The 25,236-nt window shown below is 40.8% G+C and carries 25 protein-coding genes; 23 read left to right on the plus strand and 2 right to left on the minus strand.

All coding sequences use genetic code 11. The features are described from left to right. Positions 1 to 77 precede the first annotated feature (77 nt). A complete protein-coding gene (gene prfA / locus CDZ89_RS01370) occupies positions 78 to 1,145 on the plus strand; it encodes a peptide chain release factor 1 (RefSeq protein ID WP_096156341.1) in 1,068 nt (355 codons plus the stop codon). Positions 1,146 to 1,158: 13 nt separating this feature from the next. Next, a complete protein-coding gene (prmC, locus tag CDZ89_RS01375) occupies positions 1,159 to 2,016 on the plus strand; it encodes a peptide chain release factor N(5)-glutamine methyltransferase (protein ID WP_096157044.1) in 858 nt (285 codons plus the stop codon). Between the two features lie 55 nt (positions 2,017 to 2,071). Here the strand turns inward: prmC and CDZ89_RS01380 are convergent, their stop codons facing one another. Further along, a complete protein-coding gene (locus CDZ89_RS01380) occupies positions 2,072 to 2,365 on the minus strand; it encodes a hypothetical protein (RefSeq protein ID WP_100333019.1) in 294 nt (97 codons plus the stop codon). A gap of 520 nt (positions 2,366 to 2,885) precedes the next feature. Between CDZ89_RS01380 and spoIIR the strand changes: the two genes are divergently transcribed. The 8 genes from spoIIR to CDZ89_RS01420 all read left to right on the plus strand — a co-directional run bounded on the left by spoIIR (position 2,886) and on the right by CDZ89_RS01420 (position 10,084). Beyond that, positions 2,886 to 3,533, plus strand: a complete 648-nt coding sequence (gene spoIIR / locus CDZ89_RS01385; RefSeq protein WP_096156343.1) for a stage II sporulation protein R — start codon at positions 2,886 to 2,888, stop codon at positions 3,531 to 3,533. Between the two features lie 62 nt (positions 3,534 to 3,595). Further along, on the plus strand, positions 3,596 to 4,048 hold the full coding sequence (locus tag CDZ89_RS01390) for a GNAT family N-acetyltransferase (RefSeq protein WP_096156344.1): 453 nt from the start codon (positions 3,596 to 3,598) through the stop codon (positions 4,046 to 4,048). 127 nt (positions 4,049 to 4,175) lie between these two features. Then, on the plus strand, positions 4,176 to 5,225 hold the full coding sequence (locus CDZ89_RS01395) for an L-threonylcarbamoyladenylate synthase (protein ID WP_100333020.1): 1,050 nt from the start codon (positions 4,176 to 4,178) through the stop codon (positions 5,223 to 5,225). 1,290 nt (positions 5,226 to 6,515) lie between these two features. After that, on the plus strand, positions 6,516 to 7,031 hold the full coding sequence (locus tag CDZ89_RS01400; RefSeq protein WP_096157045.1) for a manganese efflux pump MntP: 516 nt from the start codon (positions 6,516 to 6,518) through the stop codon (positions 7,029 to 7,031). A 151-nt stretch (positions 7,032 to 7,182) separates the two neighbouring features. Continuing rightward, complete coding sequence (locus CDZ89_RS01405; RefSeq protein WP_100333021.1) at positions 7,183 to 7,617, plus strand: low molecular weight protein arginine phosphatase; 435 nt, start codon at positions 7,183 to 7,185, stop codon at positions 7,615 to 7,617. 13 nt (positions 7,618 to 7,630) lie between these two features. Next, a complete protein-coding gene (locus CDZ89_RS01410) occupies positions 7,631 to 8,917 on the plus strand; it encodes a methyl-accepting chemotaxis protein (RefSeq protein ID WP_096156347.1) in 1,287 nt (428 codons plus the stop codon). 141 nt (positions 8,918 to 9,058) lie between these two features. Further along, positions 9,059 to 9,499 (plus strand): ribose 5-phosphate isomerase B, encoded by a 441-nt coding sequence (rpiB, locus tag CDZ89_RS01415; protein WP_096157046.1) that lies wholly within the window; start codon positions 9,059 to 9,061, stop codon positions 9,497 to 9,499. Positions 9,500 to 9,547: 48 nt separating this feature from the next. Beyond that, positions 9,548 to 10,084, plus strand: a complete 537-nt coding sequence (locus tag CDZ89_RS01420) for a TIGR01440 family protein (protein WP_100333022.1) — start codon at positions 9,548 to 9,550, stop codon at positions 10,082 to 10,084. Between the two features lie 88 nt (positions 10,085 to 10,172). Here CDZ89_RS01420 and CDZ89_RS01425 read toward each other — a convergent pair whose 3' ends face one another. Beyond that, the gene (locus tag CDZ89_RS01425) at positions 10,173 to 10,937 is read right to left on the minus strand and encodes a PAS domain S-box protein (RefSeq protein ID WP_100333023.1); all 765 of its coding nucleotides are present in this window, start codon (positions 10,935 to 10,937) and stop codon (positions 10,173 to 10,175) included. A gap of 355 nt (positions 10,938 to 11,292) precedes the next feature. On the opposite strand from CDZ89_RS01425, the gene CDZ89_RS01430 reads away from it, so the two are divergent. The 13 genes from CDZ89_RS01430 (at position 11,293) to CDZ89_RS01495 (ending at position 25,174) form a co-directional block, all read left to right on the plus strand. Further along, on the plus strand, positions 11,293 to 11,808 hold the full coding sequence (locus CDZ89_RS01430; RefSeq protein WP_227521418.1) for an RNA polymerase sigma factor: 516 nt from the start codon (positions 11,293 to 11,295) through the stop codon (positions 11,806 to 11,808). A 1-nt stretch (position 11,809) separates the two neighbouring features. Continuing rightward, a complete protein-coding gene (locus CDZ89_RS01435) occupies positions 11,810 to 12,832 on the plus strand; it encodes an anti sigma factor C-terminal domain-containing protein (RefSeq protein WP_100333024.1) in 1,023 nt (340 codons plus the stop codon). 941 nt (positions 12,833 to 13,773) lie between these two features. Beyond that, positions 13,774 to 15,015 (plus strand): serine hydroxymethyltransferase, encoded by a 1,242-nt coding sequence (locus CDZ89_RS01445; protein WP_100333025.1) that lies wholly within the window; start codon positions 13,774 to 13,776, stop codon positions 15,013 to 15,015. A 390-nt stretch (positions 15,016 to 15,405) separates the two neighbouring features. Continuing rightward, a complete protein-coding gene (gene upp, locus CDZ89_RS01450) occupies positions 15,406 to 16,035 on the plus strand; it encodes a uracil phosphoribosyltransferase (RefSeq protein WP_096156354.1) in 630 nt (209 codons plus the stop codon). Between the two features lie 226 nt (positions 16,036 to 16,261). Then, a complete protein-coding gene (locus CDZ89_RS01455) occupies positions 16,262 to 18,502 on the plus strand; it encodes a S8 family serine peptidase (RefSeq protein WP_100333026.1) in 2,241 nt (746 codons plus the stop codon). 1,211 nt (positions 18,503 to 19,713) lie between these two features. After that, positions 19,714 to 19,935 (plus strand): AtpZ/AtpI family protein, encoded by a 222-nt coding sequence (locus CDZ89_RS01460; protein WP_096156356.1) that lies wholly within the window; start codon positions 19,714 to 19,716, stop codon positions 19,933 to 19,935. Positions 19,936 to 19,941: 6 nt separating this feature from the next. Beyond that, positions 19,942 to 20,325 (plus strand): ATP synthase subunit I, encoded by a 384-nt coding sequence (locus CDZ89_RS01465; protein WP_096156357.1) that lies wholly within the window; start codon positions 19,942 to 19,944, stop codon positions 20,323 to 20,325. A gap of 6 nt (positions 20,326 to 20,331) precedes the next feature. Continuing rightward, the gene (gene atpB, locus CDZ89_RS01470; protein WP_096156358.1) at positions 20,332 to 21,075 is read left to right on the plus strand and encodes a F0F1 ATP synthase subunit A; all 744 of its coding nucleotides are present in this window, start codon (positions 20,332 to 20,334) and stop codon (positions 21,073 to 21,075) included. Positions 21,076 to 21,130: 55 nt separating this feature from the next. After that, positions 21,131 to 21,343: a F0F1 ATP synthase subunit C gene (atpE, locus tag CDZ89_RS01475; RefSeq protein WP_096156359.1), complete on the plus strand. Its 213-nt coding sequence runs from the start codon at positions 21,131 to 21,133 to the stop codon at positions 21,341 to 21,343. Positions 21,344 to 21,609: 266 nt separating this feature from the next. Further along, complete coding sequence (atpF, locus tag CDZ89_RS01480; RefSeq protein WP_096156360.1) at positions 21,610 to 22,134, plus strand: F0F1 ATP synthase subunit B; 525 nt, start codon at positions 21,610 to 21,612, stop codon at positions 22,132 to 22,134. Further along, positions 22,131 to 22,676, plus strand: coding sequence for a F0F1 ATP synthase subunit delta (locus tag CDZ89_RS01485; protein ID WP_096156361.1), 546 nt, complete (start codon positions 22,131 to 22,133; stop codon positions 22,674 to 22,676). Before atpF ends, CDZ89_RS01485 begins: the two co-directional genes overlap by 4 nt. Before the next feature lie 18 nt (positions 22,677 to 22,694). Continuing rightward, entirely contained in the window at positions 22,695 to 24,209 is a 1,515-nt protein-coding gene (atpA, locus tag CDZ89_RS01490) for a F0F1 ATP synthase subunit alpha (protein WP_096156362.1), read from the plus strand. Between the two features lie 98 nt (positions 24,210 to 24,307). Then, a complete protein-coding gene (locus CDZ89_RS01495; protein ID WP_096156363.1) occupies positions 24,308 to 25,174 on the plus strand; it encodes a F0F1 ATP synthase subunit gamma in 867 nt (288 codons plus the stop codon). Positions 25,175 to 25,236: the final 62 nt, after the last annotated feature.

Here is a 25,236-nt window from a genome sequence, read left to right on the forward strand (position 1 = left end):
AGAATGTTGTAGTATTTTTAGTCAAAGGTATTATGCAGGTATTTTTCTGTATATTTTTATAATAGAGGTGAGTGCACGTGTTTGATCGTTTACAATCTGTGGAAGCACGATACGATAAATTAACGGAACTTTTGAGTGATCCGGAAGTAATTAATGATACGAAAAAGCTTCGTGAGTATTCGAAAGAACAATCGGATATGCACGAAACGGTAGAAGCATACCGCGAATACAAGCAAGTGAAAGAGCAGTTAGATGATGCGAAAGCAATGTTAGAAGATAAGTTAGATGCCGACATGCGTGACATGGTAAAGGAAGAGATTTCTGAGTTAGAAGAGCAGGCAGAAAACTTATCAGAGCGTTTACACATTTTACTTATACCGAAAGATCCTAATGATGACAAAAACGTTATTATGGAGATCCGAGGTGCAGCTGGTGGAGATGAGGCAGCGCTTTTTGCTGGGGACTTATACCGCATGTACAGCCGTTTTGCGGAAGCACAAGGTTGGAAAACTGAAGTAATGGAAACAAACTCCACTGGTGTGGGTGGCTATAAAGAGATTATTTTTATGATTAATGGAAAAGGTGCATTTTCAAAGCTTAAGTATGAGAATGGGGCACACCGAGTGCAACGTGTACCGGAAACAGAGTCAGGTGGACGTATTCATACATCTACTGCAACGGTAGCGGTTTTACCGGAAGCGGAAGAAGTTGAAATTGACATCCATGAAAAAGACATTCGTACAGACACATTCTGTTCAAGTGGTCCTGGTGGACAGTCGGTTAATACGACGATGTCGGCTGTTCGACTAACGCACATACCGACGGGTGTAGTAGTATCGTGTCAGGATGGTAAGTCACAAATTAAGAACAAAGAAAAAGCAATGAAAGTATTACGTGCACGTGTGTATGATATGTTCCAACGTGAAGCGCAGGCGGAATACGATGCGAACCGTAAACAAGCAGTTGGAACAGGGGATCGTTCTGAGCGTATTCGTACTTATAACTTCCCGCAAAATCGTGTAACAGATCACCGCATCGGGTTAACAATTCAAAAGCTAGATCAAATCCTACAAGGGAAAGTGGACGAAGTAATCGACGCTCTTATTATGGAAGATCAAGCGAAAAGAATGGAACAGGCGGAATAACGAGATGAAAACAATGAAAATTTATGAGGCCCTAAACTGGGCTTCTTCTTTTTTAAAGGAAAATAACCGTGATGAAAATGCAGGCGAAATTTTATTAAGGCATCAATTAAATGTGGAGCGTCCTAAGCTGCTTGCTAGTTTGCAGGACGAGTTGACGGAAGACAAACGCAACATGTTTGTGTTTAATGTTCATAAGTTAGTGGCAGGCATTCCGGTTCAATATTTAATTGAAACAGAAGAGTTTTATGGCCGCAGTTTTTTCGTGAATGATGAAGTGTTAATTCCAAGACCAGAGACGGAAGAGTTAGTTGTTGGTGTGTTAGAGCGAGCGGCTAAGTTGTTTGGTCGTGACGAGAAACTTTCGGTCGTTGATGTAGGAACAGGCAGTGGAGCGATTGCGGTTACTCTTTCGTTAGAAAATAAACAGCTTGAAGTAATGGCAACAGACATTGCCGGTGAATCGTTAGAAGTTGCAAAAGAAAATGCAGACAAGCTAGAAGCGGAAGTGGAGTTTGTTCATGGAGACCTTTTGTTGCCGATTATAGAGTCGGGGAAGAAAGTGGATGTCGTTGTCTCAAATCCACCTTACATTCCGCTTCATGAATATGAAGAGCTTTCGACAGTTGTAAAAGATTTTGAGCCATATCGTGCGTTAGTTGGTGGAGATACTGGTTTAGAGTTTTATGAGCGCTTTATGGTAGAATTGCCACAAGTGTTGAAGGAAAAGGCCCTTGTTGCGTTTGAAGTAGGGATGGGCCAAGGAGAAGCTGTTAGAGAGCTATTGCAACGAACTTTTCCAGACGCACATACGGAAGTGGTGTTTGATATTAATGGAAAAGATCGAATGGTGTATGCAACGATAAGAGCCTAGTACCTAGTACCTAGTGATTAGTGGTTAGATAGTGGCTTAGGGTTTTTTAAGTAAATTAAGAAATTAAAGGGGGATGGTTCTGAACCATTCCTTTGTTTATTTTCTCCTGAACATCATTCAAAATGCTTGAAGTGAGTAGTAGCCGATCTTCTTCTTTTGTGTGTTTCAAGATGTCAGTAAACTTCGTATCAAACGTAAGTGTTCGATGATAATGGTGATAATACACAGTCCCATACATCCATTTCCCACCAACCTTCAAAGAAAAATCAAGTGGAACACTAATGTGGTTAAACGTAACGCCAATGTCCTCAACGCGGTAACCATCAATTGAAAATTCATATCGATACATAACATGTAGCACCCTTTCATCTGTAAAATATCCCGCTATGTATCCGCCAATAACCAATACCCGTTAATGAAGGCACTAAAACATTACAAAAACATTACAGGTGCCTGGCACTTGAAACATTTTTGAAATATAAAAACATTAATTTTACTAGATTAGTAGAGATGTGGTAGAACTGGTCCGTTGATTTCCGCGGAAGGCATTCGCTTTCCGCGGGGAGCACATGGGAAGGTTATTTTCACTATCGTGAAAAAAACCTACTCCTCGGCGTCCTGCCTGTGGGGTCTCACGCTTCGCTCTTTTTCCCGCAGGAGTCGAATGCCTTCCCCTCCAATCAACTGTAGCTTTTATAGGTTTATATCCACTTCAAAAATTTGTTTTTTATTTTCTTAATTCAATTTATCACCTTTCATTTAAAATAGTTTTGTTCTCCAAAACAATTTTTATATTTTTATTATTTTACTAGTTTAAGATTCTCTCCCCTTGTCCATACTGTTTGCTAGAGGGGAGAGTGCAACATACAATGATAAAAAAGAATAAGGTAACTTTATATATAGTAATGATGTTTATAGGAGCTTTCGTTTCACTAGTAGGAGAACAAATGGCGTCAGGTGTTATGAACGAAACAATGGTCATACCTGATGACGCAATTAGACTTCGCATTCTAGCAAACAGCGACAACGACGAAGACCAAGAATTAAAAAGGAAAATTCGCGACAGAGTAAACGAAGAAATTACAATCTGGGTGAGCGACATCACTTCACGCGAAGAAGCAAGATCCATCATTCAAGGCAACATCCCAGAAATCGAAAAAATAGTAGAAGAAGTAATGAAAGCAGAAGGCCTCACACAAAAATACAACGTAGACTTTGGTAGAGCAAACTTTCCAACAAAAATGTACGGACGCTTCATTTACCCGGCAGGTGACTATGAAGCCATCCTTATCACATTAGGTAGTGGCAAAGGGGCAAACTGGTGGTGCGTATTATTCCCACCGTTATGTTTCCTAGATTTCTCTAACGGGGAAGCAACAGCAACACCGTTCCCAGACGAAGACGAAGAAACTACAGAAAAACCAATCGTAGTCGACGAAGAACCAGAAGAAGTGGAAGTGAAGTTTTTCTTCGCAGAGTTTCTATCATCTCTATGGAAAAAAATCAGCGGAAAATAGTTCTACTTACGAGATCAAGTTAATAGAGTAGTATTACTAGACTATTAATGAGGTGATCTAATATGAGTATGAAACTATTACGCACTGCTACACAAAAAGACGTCCCAACTATCGTAAACTTTTTAGGACAAGCCAATTTATCCACAATTGGTGTGGAAGAAGCGATCGGAGACTTTATTATCATTGAAAAAGAAAACGGCGAAATCGCAGGTACTGTAGGGATTGAACGTCACGGAAACAATGGTTTATTACGCTCACTCGTTCTGTCGCAAACGTTCAATCAACTACAAATACTAGAATTGATGGAACAAACACAACAATTTGCGAAGAAAAAAGAGCTAGATAAGTTATACATGTTCACAAATAAACAAGAATTCGCCCAGTTCTTTCAACTAATCGGGTTTTATCCACAAGAAATTCACACAATACCAGAGGAAATAAAAAATTCGCCATACGTCATGGAAACGTTCACATTAGAAAACTGTTTTGTTCTAGCCTGTCCTTTGGTAAAATGATAATATTCACAAAGTTACCCACAAAAAGACAAGCTTTATCCACAGTTTGTGGATAAAGCTTGAGTTATGTACAAAAGTTTTATAAAGTATTAGTACAAATAGTAGATTTTTAAAAGAGGTAGAGAAAATGAACACAATACAATGGACTGTGGATAAAAATGAGTTAAAATCCTCAAGTTATCCACATATTCAACAGGCAGCAAGTTTACTTCAACAAGATGAGGTTGTTGCATTCCCAACAGAAACGGTATATGGACTTGGGGCAAATGCCTACTCAGACAAGGCTGTAACAAAGATTTTTCAAGCAAAAGGAAGACCAAGTGATAACCCACTTATCGTACATATAAGCAATAAAAAACAGTTAACAGAGCTTGTGGATAACATTCCGGCTCATGCAGAAAAATTGATGGATAAATGTTGGCCTGGCCCATTGACAATTATTTTTTCTAAAAAAAATAATGTCTCCCAATATGTGACGGCTGGCCTTGATACGATTGCGATTCGCATGCCAGATCATCCGGTCGCACTCGCATTAATTGAAGAGAGTGGACTTCCACTTGCTGCTCCAAGTGCAAACCTTTCAGGCAAACCGAGTCCAACAACAGCCAAACACGTTGTGGATGATCTCGACGGCAAAATTGCTGGAATCGTCGACGGTGGCCAAACGGGAGTCGGCTTAGAGTCTACCGTAGTAGATTGTACGACTGAAATTCCAATTATCTTGAGGCCAGGTGGCATAACAAAAGAGCAATTAGAGCAAGTTGTGGGCGAAGTGGCGGTCGATCCAGCCCTAGCATCGGAAAACATAGAGCTTAAACCGAAGTCTCCAGGCATGAAATATACACACTATGCTCCCATCGCACCACTGTATATGGTAGAAGGAGATGTGGATTATCTACAACATCTTGTGGATAAAAGCCGAAGTGAAGGGAAAATTGTGGGTGTTTTATCCACAGAAGAACATATTGCTAGGTTGTCTGCGGACGTAGTGTTATCTGTCGGGACTCGCACAGATCTTGCCACAGTTGCTGTGAATTTATATGAAAAACTGCGCCAGTTCAACGAAACAAACGTCGACATTATTTATAGTGAATCCTTTCCGGCGGTTGGTGTTGGTGCGGCCATTATGAACCGACTAAACAAAGCGGCTGGGTATAAAGTGTTGAAAAGTGAATAAGTTAGTTGTGGAAAAGCTGAATCTCTTAAAGTGAGGTTCGGCTTTTTATTTTTAGAGGTTTGTAAAAATGAACATGGAGAGTCGTCCCACGATCATTTTCACCAAAGAAAAAACCAAAAATGAACATGGAGAGTCATCCCACGATCATTTTCCAAAAAGAAAAAACCAAAAATGAACATGGAGAGCCCTCCCACGATCATTTTCCCAAAAGAAAAAGCTAAAAATGAACATGGAGAGTCATCCCACGATCATTTTCCCCAAAGAAAAAGCCAAAAATGAACATGGAGAGTCATCCCACGATCATTTTCCAAAAAGAAAAAACCAAAAATGAACATGAAGAGTCATCCCACGATCATTTTCCCCAAAGAAAAAACCAAAAATGAACATGAAGAGTCATCCCACGATCATTTTCCCAACAGAAAAACCAAAAATGAACATGGAGAGTCATCCCACGATCATTTTCCCAAAAGAAAAAGCCAAAAATGAACATGGAGAGTCATCCCACGATCATTTTTCCAAAAGAAAAAGCCAAAAATGAACATGGAGAGCCCTCCCACGATCATTTTCCCAAAAGAAAAAGCCAAAAATGAACATGGAGAGTCATCCCACGATCATTTTCCCAAAAGAAAAAGCCAAAAATGAACATGGAGAGTCATCCCACGATCATTTTCCCAAAAGAAAAAGCCAAAAATGAACATGGAGAGTCATCCCACGATCATTTTCCCAAAAGAAAAAGCCAAAAATGAACATGGAGAGTCATCCCACGATCATTTTCCCCAAAGAAAAAACCAAAAATGAACATGGAGAGTCATCCCACGATCATTTTCCCAAAAGAAAAAACCAAAAATGAACATGGAGAGCCCTCCCACGATCATTTTCCCAAAAGAAAAAGCCAAAAATGAACATGGAGAGTCTTCCCACGATCATTTTCCCCAAAAGAAAAAGCTAAAAATGAACATGGAGAGTCATCCCGTAATCATTTTCCCAAAAGAAAAAACCAAAAATGAACATGAAGAGCCCTCCCGCGTTCATTTTCAACCAAAGATTGGAAAATGAACTTAAACAGTCACCCCACAATCAATTTCGCCTCCTTAACCCCTACCCGAATTCACCCCTCAGCACATTTCTCCTTCTATTCCGACTTAGGCATGCATATGTTGATATAGGCACGTCCAAAAAACGAACATACTCACACGCTCCTAAATCGAGAACTATTATAACTTTACCCGCCAAGGAGGAGAAACATTGGAACTTACACATATCATTGGGGAACTTTTCACCTTATTTTTAATGGCTTTCGCACTTGGAATGGATGCATTTTCCGTTGGCCTTGGTATGGGGATGATTAAGCTAAGACTAAGGCAAATTTTTTACATAGGAATCACAATCGGGGTCTTTCACGTATTCATGCCGCTTGGTGGAATGATTGTCGGAAAGTTACTCTCGGAAAAATTCGGGGCACTTGCTACTTACGCGGGAGCTGGTCTCCTTATCCTTCTCGGCATACAAATGATGCGTGCATCCTTTAAAAAAGAGGACGAACCATTCATTACGCCAATTGGCTTTGGATTGATTATTTTCGCATTAAGTGTAAGTCTAGACAGCTTCTCGGTTGGTTTGAGCCTCGGAATATATGGAGCGAAAACACTAGTAACCATTATGATGTTCGGAATTGTTAGTATGCTTCTCACGTGGATTGGCTTGCTTTTTGGCAGAAAATTGCAAGGATGGCTAGGCTCGTATAGTGAAGCGTTAGGAGGAAGTATCTTAATCGCGTTCGGAATTAAATTGTTATTTCCCATGTAGGTCGAATCTCGGCCTCTTTTTTTTCACAAAAATTTGACAAATTCGGCTTGAAAATTGTCACAACTTGACGAAATAATGAGTAGAAATGATTTTTATCACGATGGATCCTTTTTCTTTGGCTTATAATAATAAAAAGAAGGAGGCAGAAAACATGTCAGTTCATATTTTATTTGTTTGTACAGGAAACACATGTCGTAGCCCGATGGCGGAAGCGATTTTACATAGCAAGAGATTGCCTAATGTGGAAGTGAAGTCAGCTGGTGTTTATGCTGTAAACGGAGGAGATGCCTCAATTCACGCGAAAGTAGTACTTCAAGAACAAGGCATCGCACACAATCATTCATCCTCACAACTTACAAAAGGACATACAGACTGGGCAACGTTTATTTTAACGATGACAGCAAGCCATAAACAACTTATCTTAAGTCATTTCCCTGATGCGATAAACAAAACATATACATTAAAAGAGTTTGTTGGAGAAATTGGGGATGTGTCCGATCCGTTTGGTGGCAGTGTGGAAATGTACAGAAATACGTTTAACGAATTACAAAAGCTTATTGAATTAGCTTTACAGAAGTTGCCTTAGAGGGGGAGCCGGTATGGAAGAGAGTACAAAGAGATTTACATTCGGTTTAAGATGGAAACTAGTAATGTTTACGACGATTCTAGCGTCGATAACGTATACTGTTTCGGGAGTTTTTATATACTTTTTAGCAGAGTATGTACCAGTTTCAGAAAATGTTTTCACTGTCATCACATTATTGTTAGGGATTTTTTGGTCTGGAGTGTTAGCGTTTTTTGCTGCAAGGTATATCACAAAGCCTTTACAGCAAATAAAAGAAGTTGCACAAAAAGCAGCAAATGGGGATCTATCAGAAGATGTTCCTGTGTCCAATTCGCGAGATGAAATTGCGGAAGTTGGGGATGCATTCAATTTAATGCTGCATAACTTACGTGAAATGGTTCAGAACATCGAGAAAAACTTCCAAGAAACAAATGAAAAAGTAGTGCAAATTACGAGTGTTTCAACGCAAGCTTCGGAACAAGCGGAAGCAATAGCGGTAACGATTGAAGAGATTGCTAAAGGCGCTGAAAGTTCCGCAGCATCTGTTCAAGACACGGCAGAATCCGTTGAAAACGTCATTCGTATCGCAGACGAAGTGCATACGAAAGCAACTTCATCGGAGCAACTTTCTCAAGAAATGGTGAAAGACCTAAACGAAAGTAAGGAAGTCATTCATTCTTTAGTTTCAGGTATTCAAAAATTAGCCGATGACAATAAAGCGTCTCTGTCTGCTGTTGAACGTTTAGAAAAAAATGCCAAAGAAGTAGAAAATATTATTTCGTTAGTTGGCGATATCGCTGGCCAAACGAACCTATTAGCTTTGAACGCGTCGATTGAGGCAGCGCGTGCAGGTGAGCATGGTCGCGGATTTGCTGTTGTTGCGGAAGAAGTTCGTTCGCTTGCAGATGAAAGTGCAAAAGCAGTTCAAGGCATTTCAAAATTAATCCAAAACATCCAAACAGAAGTGAAAAATGTCGTTACACAAATTTCTACGCAAGTGAAAACAGCTAACGCAGAAGCGGAAAAAGGCACTGCAACAAATGAAGTAATTGCCGAAATGACAGAATCGGTTCTCCAAGTGGCAGATTCGGTTAAACAAATTGCTGTGTTAGTGGATCAACAGATGGAAACAATAGGGATTACTTCTCGTCAATCGCAAGAAGTAGCGGCAATTGCCGAAGAAACTTCTGCTGGAGCGGAAGAAGTAACAGCTGCAACACATGAACAAGCAGCATTAATTGCGAACGTTGAAGAAATTTCTCAAGAATTAGTGAAGCAAGCAAATAGTTTGAAAAAGAATATCTCGAAGTTCCGAGTGTAGGGACTACCATTAACAGGCGGCGAATAAACCTTTCGTCGCTTTTTTCTGAAGAAAAAGTGGAAACTCTTATGGCGCCGTTGGATTTTTTTTCAACAGGGGGGTAAGATGAAAATAGATCATTTAGTAAAGGGGAATGTGAGAATGAAAGTTGCGATTGCGTCCGATCATGGTGGGATTAATATTAGAGAAGAGATTAAAAGTTTACTTACAGAACTAAATATCGAGTTTGAAGATTTCGGTTGTGAATGTGAGACGTCGGTGGATTATCCGGATTATGCGCTTCCTGTGGCAGAAAAGGTTGCGAGTGGGGAATTTGATCGCGGAATCTTAATTTGTGGTACGGGAATTGGGATGAGTATTGCTGCGAATAAGGTAAAGGCGATTCGCTGTGCGCTTGTGCATGACATGTTTAGTGCAAAAGCAACGCGCGAGCATAACGACAGCAACGTGTTAGCGATGGGTGAGCGTGTAATTGGCCCTGGCCTTGCACGAGAAATTGCAAAAATATGGCTTACCACCGAATTCGAAGGCGGCCGTCACACAAACCGCGTAAACAAAATTCACCACATCGAACAACAATAGGTGCCAGGCACCACCCGAATTTTGTCGAATTGGGAGGAGGGAACGCTGATGCGAGAGTGGGTCGATGAGCTGAAACAAGCTCTAGCTGATTTACATGATCAAGCAAACCTGCAAAAAGGACAACTGCTAGTTATTGGTTGTAGTACGAGTGAAGTAATTGGCGAACGTATCGGAACGGCTGGAACGGATGACGTGGCCAAAATGATTTTTGATGTATTAGCGAAGTTTCGTGTGGAAACGGGTGTGGAACTTGCGTTTCAATGTTGCGAGCATTTGAATCGGGCGTTAGTTGTGGAGCGTTCGATTATGGTGGAAAAGGGATTCGAGCAAGTGACTGTTGTGCCAGTGCGTCAAGCTGGTGGGGCGATGGCGTCTTTCGCCTACCACCACCTAGAGGATGCGGTGATGGTCGAGCATATTCGGGCTGATGCTGGCATTGACATCGGTGATACGCTTATCGGCATGCATATTAAGCATGTGGCTGTTCCGGTGAGAAGCAAAATAAAGACAGTTGGCCACGCCCACGTAACGATGGCCAAAACCCGACCGAAACTAATCGGTGGGGCAAGAGCGGTTTATGAATGAGTAGCATGGAGATAACAAATCGCCATAGAAAAACGCAGAGGGTGCAAAAACCCCTGCGTTTTTCTAGTATTTTTTAATGACTTGTTCTTCAACTAACTTTATTATTTATCCCTAGAAAGTATAAGGCATCCTTAACAGTAGAAAAAGTAAGTAGGTTTTTTAAGTTAATGTCCTGTTTAACTGCTTCTAAAGCTAATTGAGGCCTTATCCCTGTTATAATACATTTTACTCCAAGTAAATTTAGTACACTGTTAATTTTAAAAAGGGAGTCAATAACTAAATTATCAATTTTATAAATACCTGAACAATCTATAATCAAACGGCTAACCTTTTGCTCTTGAACATTAGCTGGTACTAAATCTACGAGTTGTTCTGCCCTATCGTGATTTATTTCTCCTAATAAAGGAAGAACAGCAATACCTTCTAAAAGGGGAACGATTTTGGACGCCAATTCGTTTATTTGTATATTCATTTCATCTTGTACTTTTTCTTGTTGTTTTCTCTCCGTGATGTCTCTTACATAAGTTTGGATGGCTTTTGTTTCCCCTATCTTAATAGGGTGGCAATATAACTCAACATCAACTGGATTTCCATCCATTCTATATATAGTTTCCTCAATTACCTCTGCAGGTTTACTATAAGCTCCAGCTATTCTTTTTATAATTGCAGGTTTAGAGGTTTCTCTAAAGATATCTAAAGGACTGGCCCCAATTACCTCGTCCTTTGAACCACGGAAAAAAATTTCTGCTGCTTCATTTATGTATATTATCTTCAGTTGCGAATGGACAATTAGTGGATCCAGTGCATATTCTATCACTTCTTTATAATTAATACCTTCAATATTATCGCTCATTTATATTCACTCCTTGAATAAAGGGTAGTTTATTTTATCGTTATATACAAAGAGAAATTTTTCCATTTCCATATTCATTGGTTTTTAAAATTAAACTTCTTCAAAAAACCTGCACCGTTCGTATAAAACTAAAACTCCATTTTCCTCGCATTTAACAATTAACATTTGAAAATTGTTTTTACACATATATACGAGGGTGACCAATAGCTATTGTCAACTATTTAATACACTTGTTATTTTTTCTTCCTATAAACGATATACGCAGCTAATTTGGCAGTTCATTTTTTTGAGATAAAGTGTAACATTTTAATCATGCATTCGTTTATATATGGAGAGACGCAGAGGGGGAGCCAGTTTGAACAAAAAGCGGAGGGAGAGCTTAGATGAATTATATCGTTTGTATGCCGAGCAATTATATTATTATTTGCTGAAATTGTCTGGTTCTCCGACCGCTGCAGAGGACCTCGTCCAGGAAACGTTTGTCCGGGCGACGATTTCGCTTCATCAAGCGGAAGGAACATCCGCAAGAGCATGGCTATATAAAGTTGCGCGAAACGTTTATTTAGATGAATGGCGGCGAAAGAAGCGGTGGAGTTGGGTGTCTTTTTTTCATGATACGCAAATGATTAGCCCGTATGGTATTCCAGATATGGAGATGGACCGAGTAGAAGACAATAAGATGTTAGCGGAATTACTATATAGATTGCCAGAAAATTACCGATCAATTATTCATTTAAGAGAAATAGAAGAAATGAACTACGACGAGATTGCCGAGGCGTTAGACATGACAGAAGGCCAAGTGAAAGTAACATTGCATCGAGCGAGAAAAAAACTCCAGCAGCTTGGGGAGAATAGGAAAGGAGAATGGTAGAATGACAGATTGGAATGAGGAGAAGGAGCGGAAAGTGTTGCGGAAGTACCGTTTCACATTAACAAAACGTATTGTCGGTATCATGATTTTAGTGTTTTTTGCTTATCAATTGGCTGTTGGAGGGTTAAAGTTGTTAGTTGACAAAGTGAACGATCCGCTTGAATACAGATATTATATTAATACAATGATGAGTATGACGGACCCGACTTTAAGAACAGACTTTGGTCGCTTTTACCACCAGTATGAAAGCGTGGATAATCGGTTTACGTATAGGTTGGAGTATCCGGTTTATCGTTTAGTTGGAGAAGAGGAAATGCCAGTAGGGACTGTTTATTTGGAGAAAAAACTGTTCCAAAGGAAGCCAAATGTGGAAATTCGTCTTAACCAACAAGCGAAAGAAGAAACGTTTTTGTTTACGTATCCGGAGCATCCGCAAACAGGGGAGAAGCTAGACGGTGAAGATCATGAACGAAGATGGGAAGTGCTTGAGAAAGTGCACGAGGGGACAGTGGCTGATTTTGCTTTTTCGTTAGACCGCTTTATGGACATGGAAGATTTTCTTGGGATGTTAGAAGAGTATGATATTCATATTTTATGGATGCCGTTGCACGTGGGAGAAAAGGTTTATCATGAAATGAGTAGTGGTGGGCCAACTGGTATGAAAAGATTTGTTTATGGTGGCGGATTTGGTATTGGGGTTGTGGAAGAAGTGGTGAAAGTGACATATGAGCCTAGTATGAGGAGATGGCGCCATGATGCTTCAAATGCAGGCCTGGACGATAATGTCCAAGATTTATATTTAGAAAATTTAATGCGGGTTTATAACGAGAATAAAGTTAGAATGCTTGGGAAGGAATATGTAGAAAGTCAATTATTAGAGTATCATGATTTTCTAGTGGAGAACGGTTTTCAAGTTTACGGTGCGGTTGTAACTGGGCCTGTGAAAGAGTTGTTGAAGTTGCGTGAAATAGAAGGAATTACAACTGTACAGGTAGGGAAGATGACGTATTGGAACTGGCACTGATTTTTGGGGTGCTGGTTTTTTATTTTGTGGGGGGAATTGGGGAATTTTTGAGGTGTAGCATAAATCTGTTGTAGTGTAGCAAAAAAGTATAAAAATGAATAATGAAAACGTTATGGTGTAGCAAAACTCATCAAAGTGCAACAAAAGTTCCTGCATTCACCAAACCACCCTGATTAGATACTGAGCCCCAGCCTTTAGGTTAAGAATAAGCGGATTGATTCACAAAATATAGAAATTGAAACAAAAAGAAGAGAGATTGAAACAGAAATAGCCCAGATTGAAACACAACCACAGATAAGAAGTACAAGGCGTAAGGATTGAAACACAATATACAAAAATTGAAACACAAACAAAAAAGATTGAAACAGAAATAGCCCAGATTGAAACACAACCACAGATAAGAAGTACAAGGCGTAAGGATTGAAACACAATATACAAAAATTGAAACACAAACAAAAAAGATTGAAACAGAAATAGCCCGAATTGAAACACAAAACCGTTTTAGACGTTAAGAATTGACGGATTGAAACAGAAAGTATAGAAATTGAAACACAAACAGTAGAGATTGAAACAAAAATAGGACGGATTGAAACACAAGAAAAAGGAAGAAGATAAGTTGATATTTTTTGGAACAGAAAGTATAGAAAATGAAACACAAACAATAAAGATTGAAACAGAAGTAGCCCAGATTGAAACACAACCACTAATAAGAATCTACATTTGCCCCAACATTCACCAAACCCTCCCCAATCTATTACAGACCACACGACCTAACAACGACCCACACCTCCCAAATCCCCCACACCCCAACCAAACCAACAAAGAAAACGCTACCAATATCCATTTTCCTTTCTCATTTCCACCCTAACGTGATAAAATAGGATGGATATGACTTGAAAAAGCCAATAAACATTTTTACATAGGTTAAAGGGGGACTCGACGTGAAATTAGCACAACAGGATCAACAAGTATTTGCATCCATTCAAGACGAATTAGGAAGACAACGTACGAAAATCGAACTTATCGCTTCAGAAAACTTCGTAAGCCCAGCAGTAATGGAAGCTCAAGGTTCCGTACTTACAAACAAATATGCAGAAGGTTACCCAGGCCGTCGTTACTACGGTGGATGTGAGCATGTGGACGTAGTGGAAGACATCGCTCGTGACCGCGCAAAAGAAATTTTCGGCGCAGAACATGCGAACGTACAACCACACTCTGGTGCACAAGCAAACATGGCTGTTTATTTCACTATTTTACAACCAGGTGACACAGTTTTAGGAATGAACTTATCCCACGGAGGCCACTTAACACACGGTAGCCCAGTTAACTTCAGTGGAATTCAATATAACTTCGTAGAATACGGTGTGGACAAAGACTCACACACAATCAACTACGAAGATGTTTTAGAAAAAGCAAAAGAACATAAGCCAAAACTAATCGTTGCAGGTGCAAGTGCATACCCTCGTGCGATCGACTTCGCGAAATTCCGTGAAATTGCAGACGAAGTTGGCGCATACTTAATGGTAGACATGGCGCATATCGCTGGTTTAGTTGCTGCTGGATTGCACGAAAACCCAGTACCATACGCAGATTTTGTAACAACAACAACACACAAAACATTACGTGGCCCACGTGGCGGGATGATTCTTTGTAAAGAAGAATGGGCGAAAAAGATCGACAAGTCAATTTTCCCTGGCATCCAAGGTGGTCCATTAATGCACGTAATCGCTGCAAAAGCAGTAGCATTCGGTGAAGTATTACAACCTGAATTCAAAACATACGCACAAAACGTAATCGACAACGCCAAACGTCTGGCAGAAGCGTTAGAAAAAGAAGGCTTATCGATTGTTTCAGGCGGAACAGACAACCACCTTCTACTAGTAGACGTACGCGGCCTGAACATTACAGGTAAAATTGCTGAAAAAGTATTAGACGAAATCGGCATTACAGTAAACAAAAACACGATTCCATTCGACCCAGAAAGCCCATTCGTAACGAGCGGTGTCCGTATCGGTACAGCAGCAGTTACTAGTCGTGGCTTCGGTTTAGAAGATATGGACGAAATCGCGTCACTAATCGCTGCAACACTTAAAAACCACGAAAATGAAGAAAAGCTTGCAGAAATTGCTGAAAAAGTAGCTGCACTAACTTCAAAATTCGAATTATACAACCATTTAGTATAACAATGAGTAGAGGTCTAACATCAGACCTCTATTTTTTTCACCCTTCACCCTTGAACCTCACCACGAATTTCTGTAAAATCATTAGAAGTGTGTAAAAATAAGATAATACTAGTATGGTTTGTTGATTTTGAGAAGTATTGATGAATAATTCCTTTGAAATTCGCTAAAATTTGCGAGACTCCTTGAAAATGCATCCGCATTTTCTGCGTGCGATGTTCCGCTGTCGAAGCATCCCTTGTCCTGCGGAAAAACGAGCCAGCCGAGACCCCGCAGGAACGAACGAGGAGGCTCGGTGGTTCGTCCGCGGAAAGCGAGCGGATTTTAGCGAATTTCAACAGTCAGTATTGTATATAAAATGAACAATTCCAATAATAAAGGAGCGTTTTTCGAATGGCTAAAGTATACGTGTTTGATCATCCACTTATCCAACATAAACTAACGTACATACGCGACAAAAGCACAGGAACAAAAGAATTCCGTGAATTAGTAGATGAAGTAGCAAGTTTAATGGCATTCGAGATAACTCGCGATCTTCCCCTGCAAGAAGTAGACGTAGAAACACCCGTAGCAACAGCAAAATCAAATATACTTGCAGGTAAAAAACTAGGAATCATCCCCATCCTACGCGCAGGCCTAGGCATGGTAGACGGTATCCTAAAACTTATCCCAGCTGCAAAAGTTGGACACATCGGCTTATACCGTGACCCAGAAACACTTCAACCAGTAGAATACTACGCAAAACTTCCTTCTGATGTGGAAGAAAGAGACTTCATCGTAGTTGACCCTATGCTTGCAACTGGTGGTTCCGCTGTAGAAGCAATCAACTCACTAAAAAAACGCGGCGCAAAAAGCATCAAATTCATGTGCTTAATCGCATCTCCTGAAGGAGTAGAAGTAGTAAAAGAAGCACACCCAGACGTAGACATCTACATCGCTGCCCTTGATGAAAAGCTAAACGAAAAAGGCTACATCATTCCAGGCCTAGGCGACGCTGGCGACCGCCTATACGGCACAAAATAAACGATTAAAATGCAGGACAAGCTCTAAACGCTTGCCTGCTTTTTCTTTTTTCTTGGAGAAAACGCATCCCCACATGCCCCCCTTCGAAAGAAACTGTCACTCTGCCTAATATACAGCTTCGTCCTAACTCGCCCTACCCAATCTCAAAAACCATTTCACCTAGTCACCCGGCCCTATACATAAATTCCCACCAAAAGTAAAACATACTAACAAAGAGGTGATGGGGATGAAAAAGACAAACTGGATTCTACTAATCGCGACAATAACGATGTTAGCGAGCCCAGTAACAACAAACGCCAACCAACCGAAATATCCAGAAAGACCGCCAATACCGGTAACAAATCCATATCATGAGGAAGAAGAACAAACAATCATCCTCATGGTCGAAGAAGCAGAACACGCAAAAATGGCCGAACTTATCAAAACGAAATACCCAAACATCACATTAAGACGTACATACACCGCGGTTTTTTACGGGTTTTCCGTTCATGGCCCGCGTCTAGACATCGAAAAGCTTCTACAAGAAAAAGGAGTCATCGATGCCACACCGGTTTCTATTTATAAGCCGCACATAAATGAAAGTGTGCCGTTTATCGGTGGCGAGGAAATCCGAAGCATCCTCGATGAAAATGGCATCCGTCTTTCCGGAAAAGGAGTAAAGGTCGGAGTCATCGACACCGGTATTGATTACGAACATCCTGACCTTCGCAAAAACTACGGTGGCGGCTACGATTTTGTAGACGAGGACAAAGACCCGATGGAAACAAAGCGCGGACAAGGTATGCCAACCAACCACGGGACCCACGTTTCAGGCATCATAGCAGCAAACGGAAAAATCCGTGGAGTTGCCCCTGATGCCGAAATTATTGCCTACAGAGCACTCGGTCCAGGAGGTCATGGATCAAGCGAAAATGTTATCGCCGCAATCGAAAAGGCTATATACGACAAAGTCGATGTACTTAACCTGTCACTAGGCAACACGATAAACGGACCAGACTGGCCAACTAGTCTTGCGCTCGACAAAGCGGTAGAAAAAGGAGTAATTGCCGTCACTTCAAGTGGAAACGCTGGCCCAAATTTATGGACAGTTGGATCGCCTGGCACGTCAGCGAAAGCTATTTCCGTTGGTGCCTCAACTCCGCCACTTAACATCCCACACATTAAGCCAATTTTTTCTCGGAAAGAAATTGAAATGAACCCGCTTCAAGGCTCGGCGATGTGGGACTTTAATTTAAAACCAGTAAGCTTCACCTACGCCAATCTTGGCTACAGGGAAGACATGAAAGACGCAAAAGGTAAAATTGTGTTAGTGGAGCGCGGAAAGATTCCATTTGTCGAAAAAGCGGTGAATGCAAAAGAAGCAGGGGCGACTGCCCTTATTATATATAACAACATGGAGGGTAATTTTTTCGGTGGGTTAGACATGGACTTTGACTTGCCGGTTGTTTCCATTTCAAAAGAAGATGGTCAACACTTGCGTGAACAATGGGAGAAAAAACGCACGCTCCTTACAACTACTTATAAATGGCACAAAGACGACATTGCTTCGTTCAGTTCGCGCGGACCAGTCACGCATACGTGGGGAATCAAGCCAGATGTTGTCGCGCCAGGAGTGGCTATTGATAGTACCGTTCCTAATGGTTACATGGCAATGCAAGGAACAAGCATGGCAGCACCACATGTAGCAGGGGCTAGTGCGCTGTTAAAGCAAGCGCATCCTGAGTGGGGTCCGGAAGAAGTGAAAGCAGCACTTATGAATACATCCAAGTTGTTAACAAGGGAGGATGGCTCGCTCTATTCGGTATTGGAACAGGGGACGGGAAGGATTCAACTAAAGCAAGCGATAGAAACAAATTCACTTATATATCCTGGCTCGCTTCATTACGGCTTTTTTCAAAAAAAAGAGGCACGTTTGAAGAAAGAAGTAGAGGTGCAAGTGAAAAATGTGTCGGAGGAGCCGCTTCACTATTCGTTTGAAACGCCGCCGGATAAGAAGGAGTTAGACTGGGTGGTGCCGATGAAGTTCACGTTGCAACCGAACGAGGTGAAGACGGTTGCGATTTCGCTGGACATTCAGCCGAAGTTAGAGGATGTTGGGATGCATGAAGGGCACTTATTAGTGAATGCGAACAACCAGCAAATAAGGTTGCCGTACTTATATATTATCGAGGAGCCGAATTATCCGAGGATTCAAGGGTTTCAGTTTGGATATGGAGACAAAGAAGAGGCATATCAATATGAAGTGTATTTGCCAGAGGGTGCTGAAGAGATGGGGATTGCTTTGTATGAACAGGACACGTTGCATTTTATCAGTTATCTTGACTGGGAGCGCGATGTCCCGCGCGGTATGTTTAAAAAAGAGATCCCGAGTGAGCGTATACCGGTGAAAGGGCTCGTGAAGGCAGTGATTTTTGCGAAGAAGGGTGAGAAAGAGGATAGTATTTCGGTGGATTTGTATTTTGATTAGGGGTTAGTGGTCGGGTGGTTATGAATTCAAAAGGCTGATTTGCTGGTTTTTTAGTGTAAAGGGTCGTGGTGAAGGTAGCCAAGTCCGTTATACAGGGAAAAAGAGTCGGTAACGTTCTTGAGAGAGTCGATCAAGGCCGTTATACAAAGAAAAAGAGTGGGTAACGTACTTGAGAGAGTGGTTCAAGGCCGTTATACAAAGAAAAAGAGTGTAAAACGGTCATGAGAGAGTCGATCAAGGCCGTTATACAGGGAAAAAGAGTGGGTAACGTACTTGAGAGAGTGGTTCAAGGCCGTTATACAAAGAAAAAGAGTGTAAAACGGTCATGAGAGAGTCGATCAAGGCCGTTATACAGGGAAAAAGAGTGGGTAACGTTCTTGAGAGAGTGGTTCAAGGCCGTTATACAGGGAAAAAGAGTGGGTAACGTTCTTGGGGGAGTGGTTCAAGGCCGTTATACAGGGAAAAAGAGTCGGTAACGTTCTTGAGAGAGTCGATCAAGGCCGTTATGCAGGGAAAAAGAGTGGGTAACGGTCTTGAGAGAGTAGTTCAAGGCCGTTATACAGGGAAAAAGAGTGGGTAACGGTCTTGGGAGAGTAGTTCAAGGCCGTTATACAGGGAAAAAGAGTCGGTAACGGTCTTGAGAGAGTCGATCAAGGCCGTTATACAGGGAAAAAGAGTGGGTAACGTTCTTGAGAGAGTAGTTCAGGGCCGTTTTACAAAGAAAAATAGTAGAAAACGGTCTTGAGAAAGTCAGCCAAGCCCATTTTGCATATAAATAAGCAACAAAAACAGTCTAACTTTTCATAATCTTCTATTATAATAACATCACATTTCACTCAGGGTCATGCGACCTCCATCCTGACACAAAATGTTCACAATTTTGCAACCAAGATGTAAGATGTGTCATGGTAAAATGAAAAAGGCTCAAAAAAGTCGCACAATTTCATCAACATCTAATGAATGACAAAAGTGAAATGTTACCAAGAAAACTTTGTCGACTTTTTCTGCATAACACATTGACATTGACATATCGCTATTGTATGCTTACAAAGGGTATAAAATGATAAGGTTTTCATCGTACTCATGTCAACGTTTTGGTACATATTTTCATCATTTTTCATGCCTCATTTGAACAAGGCAAAACCTTAACCTAGAACAACACCGCAAACCTGTTCAGAGGTAGCCTCGACCACACATAATGGGGTGATCACATGCGTAACGATAAACGCCGCCCTTTCCAAGCAATGGCCCTTATGTCTGCAATTCTCTCATACTTAGTCGGTCCAACATTAGTAGGATTGTTTGGGGGAAAGTGGCTAGATGGATTTTTAGGAACTTCGCCGTTGTTTCTTGTTATCGGTCTACTACTCGGACTTGCAACTGGAATTCTAGGAGTCTTTTACCTAGTTCGACAATTTTCTTCAGGAGAGTAAACAACTATGCCTGATTCTAAAGTAATGCTAATACGCCATACGAGGTATTTTCTTTTTTTGTTAGCCTTGTATGTAGTAGGATGGGGTTTTACCTCATATCAAGATGTGTTTCTAGGACTGATTCTCGGAACGGCTCTTAGTTACTACAATCATTGGTTTTTGTATCGTAAAGTGAAGAAGTTAGGAGAAATCGCTGCAAACGGTGGCAGAATGATGGGAATCGGAACTGTTTCTCGGATGGCACTAGCAGTACTCGCAGTTATGATTGCGACAAAATATCCTGAATACTTACATCTTTACGCCGTAATCATTGGGATCGTGACATCTTATATTGTCATAATCATAGATTCATTTGTAAGAATTTTCACAACTAGTGGGGAAGAGAGGTGAGTACAGTTGGATCATGGAGCACCAATAAGATATTTTGAACAGTTGGGCGGATTAGGCATCAACTATTCTAACGTTATCATGACGATTATCGCAGCGACAGTTGTGTTCCTTATAGCAGTAATTGGAACACGTACTTTAGCGTTAAGACCAACTGGTATGCAAAACTTCCTGGAATGGCTAGTGGATTTTGTTAAGAACATAATTAGCAGTACGATGGACCTTAAAACAGGTGGAAGATTCATCACGTTGGCATTGACGTTATTAATGTTTGTCTTCGTGTCAAACATGTTAGGACTTCCATTTACTATCGTATATGACGCCGAATTGTGGTGGAAATCCCCTACTGCCGACCCAGTGATGACGTTAACATTGGCTGTAATGGTAATTGCATTAACGCACTATTACGGAGTTAAAATGAAAGGCTTTAAAGAATATGGTAAGGACTACTTCAGGCCGATGCCATTCTTATTCCCGTTAAAAGTAATCGAGGAGTTTGCAAACACACTAACTCTTGGACTACGTTTATACGGAAATATTTTCGCAGGAGAAATCTTGCTAGCTTTACTTGTTGGACTAGCAGTTAACGGTTACGACGTTGGGATATTCTCCGGACTTGTAGGAACTGTTTTAGCAGCAATTCCAATGATGATCTGGATTGCGTTCAAAATTTTCATCGGATCAATCCAAGCGTTCATCTTTGTTATGTTAACGATGGTTTATATGGCACACAAAGTGAGTCATGACCATTAATTTATAAATATTTACCAACGAAATCATTTTTTTAAACATAAGGAGGAAATTATCAATGGGAGCTTTAGCAGCAGCAATCGCAATTGGTTTAGCAGCACTAGGTGCAGGTTTTGGTAACGGTATGATCGTTAGTAAAACAGTAGAAGGGATCGCTCGTCAACCTGAGCTTAAATCCGCGTTACAAACTACAATGTTCATCGGGGTAGCACTAGTAGAGGCTGTTCCAATCATCGCAGTAGTAGTAGCATTCATGGTTATGGGAATGTAATTTTAGTAAAAAAATTAAATTCTACCAATTTGGTTCCATAAAGTGGCGAAGTCAGTCTCACACGAGAACCTTCGCCTTTCCTTTATAGGATGAAATTGGACAAACCTTTGAGCAAAAATCAACTTGGTTTTTTACCAAGTTTTTAGAAAAAAGCATGTGATACTTGGTACCTTACCAAGTTTTTGTTTGTCAAAAATAAGCCATACACCACAAAGGTAAGTTGGCGTTAACCGAATGAAACGTATTCCTTGAAGGGAGTGAAAGCAATGTTAAGCAACTATGATACTCTAGTCCTTGGTGCGGGCGGAGGTTTAACACTTCTTGATTCCGTTGTTCAATTAGTAGTATTCCTAACTTTACTATATTTACTTCGTAAGTTTGCTTGGGACAAACTAATGGACATGATGAAACAACGTGAAAACCATATCGCTGGCGAAATTGATGCAGCTGAACGCAGCAATCAAGAGGCGAAGAAACTTTTAGAACAGCAAACTGCTGCATTAAAAGAAGCACGTTTAGAAGCGCAAGGTTTAGTGGAAAACGCTAAGAAAATCGCTGAAGATCAAAAATCAGATATCGTTAAAGCAGCTCAAGAAGAAGCAAACCGCTTAAAAGAAGCTGCGAAGAAAGAAATCCAGCAAGAAAAAGAACAAGCTGTTGTTGCTTTACGTGAGCAGGTAGCTTCATTATCTGTTCTAATTGCATCTAAAGTTATCGAAAAAGAGTTAAACGAAAAAGACCAACAGAAATTAATCGACGACTACGTTAAACAGGTAGGCGAAGTACGATGAGCAAAAATGTTGGAGTAGCAAAGCGCTATGCACTCGCTCTTTTTCAATTAGCAAAAGAAAATAACTTGCTGATGGAGTTAGACACTCAATTAGTAGAAGTAAAAAAAGTATTCCAAACAAACAAAGACCTTCAATTGGTTTTAAGTAATCCTAAAATCACTAAAGATGTGAAAAAACAGTTGATTCGCGAAGCGTTCGCTGGACTATCCACACCTTTAGTAAACACGCTTCAATTATTAGTAGACCGCGGACGTACTGCTATCGTAGTTGATATGGTAAACGAGTACAAAGCTCTATCTAATGAAGCAAAAAATGTAGAAGATGCAATCGTATATTCTGTACGCAGCCTTTCCGAACAAGAAATGAATACTATTTCTACTGTGTTCGCTGCAAAGGTTGGCAAATCTGCATTAACAATCGAAAATATCGTAGATCCAACAATTATAGGCGGTCTTAAAATCCGTATCGGAAACCGCATATATGATGGAAGCGTTAGTGGTAAATTAGAACGTCTTGGACGTCAATTAACTTTTAACAGATAGTAGATAGGGGTGAATTTCATGAGCATCAAAGCTGAAGAAATCAGTGCACTGATTAAAAAGCAGATTGAAAACTATCAATCAGAAATCGAAGTTAGCGATGTAGGTACAGTTATCCAAGTTGGTGACGGTATCGCTCGTGCTCATGGCCTCGACAATGTCATGGCTGGAGAGCTAGTTGAATTTTCTAACGGAGTGATGGGTCTTGCTCAGAACTTAGAGGAAAACAACGTAGGTATCGTTATTTTAGGACCTTTCCGCGATATTCGCGAAGGTGACTCTGTTCGCCGTACAGGTCGTATCATGGAAGTACCAGTTGGAGAAGAACTAATCGGCCGTGTAGTAAATCCATTAGGACAACCTGTGGATGGTCTTGGCCCAATCGCAACAACAAAAACACGTCCAATCGAGAGCCCAGCTCCTGGTGTTATGGACCGTAAATCTGTTCATGAGCCACTTCAAACTGGTATCAAAGCGATCGATGCGCTAGTACCAATCGGACGTGGACAACGTGAATTAATTATCGGAGACCGTCAAACAGGTAAAACTGCAGTAGCGATCGACACAATTCTTAACCAAGCAGACCAAGATATGATTTGTATCTACGTTGCTATCGGACAAAAAGAATCTACTGTTCGTGGAGTAGTAGAAACTTTACGTAAGCACGGTGCATTAGATTACACAATCGTAGTAACAGCATCTGCTTCTCAACCATCTCCAATGTTATTCTTAGCACCTTACGCTGGGGTAACAATGGGTGAAGAGTTCATGTACAATGGCAAGCACGTTTTAGTTATCTATGATGACTTAACAAAACAAGCTTCTGCATACCGTGAGCTTTCCTTACTATTAAAACGTCCTCCAGGGCGTGAAGCATATCCTGGTGACGTATTCTACCTACACTCTCGTTTACTAGAGCGTGCAGCAAAACTTAGTGATGCAAAAGGCGCTGGATCTTTAACAGCTTTACCGTTCATTGAAACGCAAGCTGGTGACGTATCTGCCTACATCCCTACAAACGTAATTTCCATCACAGATGGACAGATATTCTTACAATCTGACCTATTCTTCTCAGGTGTACGTCCTGCAATCAACGCTGGTCTTTCTGTATCACGTGTTGGTGGATCTGCACAAACGAAAGCGATGAAAAAAGTATCTGGTACATTACGTCTTGACTTAGCATCTTACCGTGAGTTAGAAGCGTTCGCTCAGTTCGGTTCTGACCTTGATAAAGCGACTCAAGCAAAATTAAACCGTGGTGCTCGTACAGTTGAAGTATTAAAGCAAGGCTTACACAAGCCATTACGTATGGAAAAGCAAGTTGCGATTCTTTACGCTTTAACAAAAGGCTTCATCGACGATGTTCCGGTTGAAGATGTAACTCGTTTCGAAGAAGAATTATTAACATTCTTAGAGCACAACTATAAAGTAGTGCTTGAAGAAATGCGTACTTCTGGAGCACTTCCAAAAGACGAAGAAACATTAAAAGCAGCTATTCTTGCATTCAAAAAGACTTTTGTTGCAACAGAAAAGTAATATAACTCAGTGACGTTGCCATAGGTAGAAAAGATTCGTACGACTTTTTTCTACTATGGCACGTCGCCATGAAAAGGTACAAAAGGTGGTGAAAACCTTTGGCATCATTACGCGACATAAAATCGAGGATTACCTCGACTAAAAAGACAAGTCAAATTACGAAAGCCATGCAAATGGTTTCTGCATCGAAATTAAATCGTGCAGAAATGAACGCAAAAGCTTTTAATCCGTATATGAATAAAATTCAAGAAGTAGTAGCAAGCATCGCGCTTGGAAGTACGGACATTTCGCATCCAATGTTAGAAACACGTCCTGTGAAACGCACTGGATACATTGTTATTTCTTCCGACCGTGGACTAGCTGGTGCTTACAACAGTAATATTTTACGTACTGTGTACCAAAACATTCAACAACGTCACAAGTCTCAAGATGAATACGCGGTAATTGCCATCGGTCGAATTGGCCGTGACTTCTTCAGAAAACGCAACATTCCTGTCTACTCCGAAGTAACAGGACTTGGAGATCAAATCTCTTTTGCGGACATCAAAGATTTAGCAAACCAAGCTGTAGGCATGTTTGCAGACGGTACGTTTGATGAATTATACGTATACTACAATCACTTCTTAAGTGCGATCTCTCTAGAAGTAACGGAGCAAAAACTGTTACCTTTAACAGACTTAGCTACGACAGGCGCTAAAACGTCTTTAACTTCTTACGAGTTTGAGCCTTCTCAAGATGAGATTTTAGAAGTACTTTTACCACAGTATGCAGAAAGCTTAATTTACGGTGCATTACTTGACGCAAAAGCATCTGAACACGCAGCTCGTATGACAGCAATGCAAAGTGCAACTGATAACGCGAAAGAGCTTATCCGTGCTCTTACACTTTCATACAACCGTGCACGTCAGGCAGCGATTACGCAAGAAATCACAGAGATTACAGCTGGTGCATCTGCATTAGAATAGAACTTAGAACCGATTCGGTTTCATTTTTATAAAAAAAATCAGAGCCATTAGGCCAAGCTAGA

The organism is Bacillus alkalisoli (genome assembly GCF_002797415.1).
Classification (GTDB): Bacteria; Bacillota; Bacilli; order Bacillales; family Bacillaceae_I; genus Bacillus_CD; species Bacillus_CD alkalisoli.

Excerpts from the sequence above, each read along its gene's own strand:
- atpF (WP_096156360.1), top strand. The coding sequence starts at position 21,610 with ATGTTAAGCAACTATGATACTCTAGTCCTTGGTGCGGGCGGAGGTTTA.
- spoIIR (WP_096156343.1), top strand. The coding sequence starts at position 2,886 with ATGATAAAAAAGAATAAGGTAACTTTATATATAGTAATGATGTTTATA.
- CDZ89_RS01465 (WP_096156357.1), top strand. The coding sequence starts at position 19,942 with ATGCCTGATTCTAAAGTAATGCTAATACGCCATACGAGGTATTTTCTT.
- CDZ89_RS01435 (WP_100333024.1), top strand. The coding sequence starts at position 11,810 with ATGACAGATTGGAATGAGGAGAAGGAGCGGAAAGTGTTGCGGAAGTAC.
- CDZ89_RS01455 (WP_100333026.1), top strand. The coding sequence starts at position 16,262 with ATGAAAAAGACAAACTGGATTCTACTAATCGCGACAATAACGATGTTA.
- atpE (WP_096156359.1), top strand. The coding sequence starts at position 21,131 with ATGGGAGCTTTAGCAGCAGCAATCGCAATTGGTTTAGCAGCACTAGGT.
- rpiB (WP_096157046.1), top strand. The coding sequence starts at position 9,059 with ATGAAAGTTGCGATTGCGTCCGATCATGGTGGGATTAATATTAGAGAA.
- CDZ89_RS01485 (WP_096156361.1), top strand. The coding sequence starts at position 22,131 with ATGAGCAAAAATGTTGGAGTAGCAAAGCGCTATGCACTCGCTCTTTTT.
- upp (WP_096156354.1), top strand. The coding sequence starts at position 15,406 with ATGGCTAAAGTATACGTGTTTGATCATCCACTTATCCAACATAAACTA.
- CDZ89_RS01410 (WP_096156347.1), top strand. The coding sequence starts at position 7,631 with ATGGAAGAGAGTACAAAGAGATTTACATTCGGTTTAAGATGGAAACTA.
- CDZ89_RS01460 (WP_096156356.1), top strand. The coding sequence starts at position 19,714 with ATGCGTAACGATAAACGCCGCCCTTTCCAAGCAATGGCCCTTATGTCT.
- CDZ89_RS01425 (WP_100333023.1), bottom strand. The coding sequence starts at position 10,937 with ATGAGCGATAATATTGAAGGTATTAATTATAAAGAAGTGATAGAATAT.
- CDZ89_RS01405 (WP_100333021.1), top strand. The coding sequence starts at position 7,183 with ATGTCAGTTCATATTTTATTTGTTTGTACAGGAAACACATGTCGTAGC.
- CDZ89_RS01395 (WP_100333020.1), top strand. The coding sequence starts at position 4,176 with ATGAACACAATACAATGGACTGTGGATAAAAATGAGTTAAAATCCTCA.
- CDZ89_RS01400 (WP_096157045.1), top strand. The coding sequence starts at position 6,516 with ATGGCTTTCGCACTTGGAATGGATGCATTTTCCGTTGGCCTTGGTATG.
- CDZ89_RS01390 (WP_096156344.1), top strand. The coding sequence starts at position 3,596 with ATGAGTATGAAACTATTACGCACTGCTACACAAAAAGACGTCCCAACT.
- CDZ89_RS01380 (WP_100333019.1), bottom strand. The coding sequence starts at position 2,365 with ATGTATCGATATGAATTTTCAATTGATGGTTACCGCGTTGAGGACATT.
- atpA (WP_096156362.1), top strand. The coding sequence starts at position 22,695 with ATGAGCATCAAAGCTGAAGAAATCAGTGCACTGATTAAAAAGCAGATT.
- prmC (WP_096157044.1), top strand. The coding sequence starts at position 1,159 with ATGAAAATTTATGAGGCCCTAAACTGGGCTTCTTCTTTTTTAAAGGAA.
- CDZ89_RS01420 (WP_100333022.1), top strand. The coding sequence starts at position 9,548 with ATGCGAGAGTGGGTCGATGAGCTGAAACAAGCTCTAGCTGATTTACAT.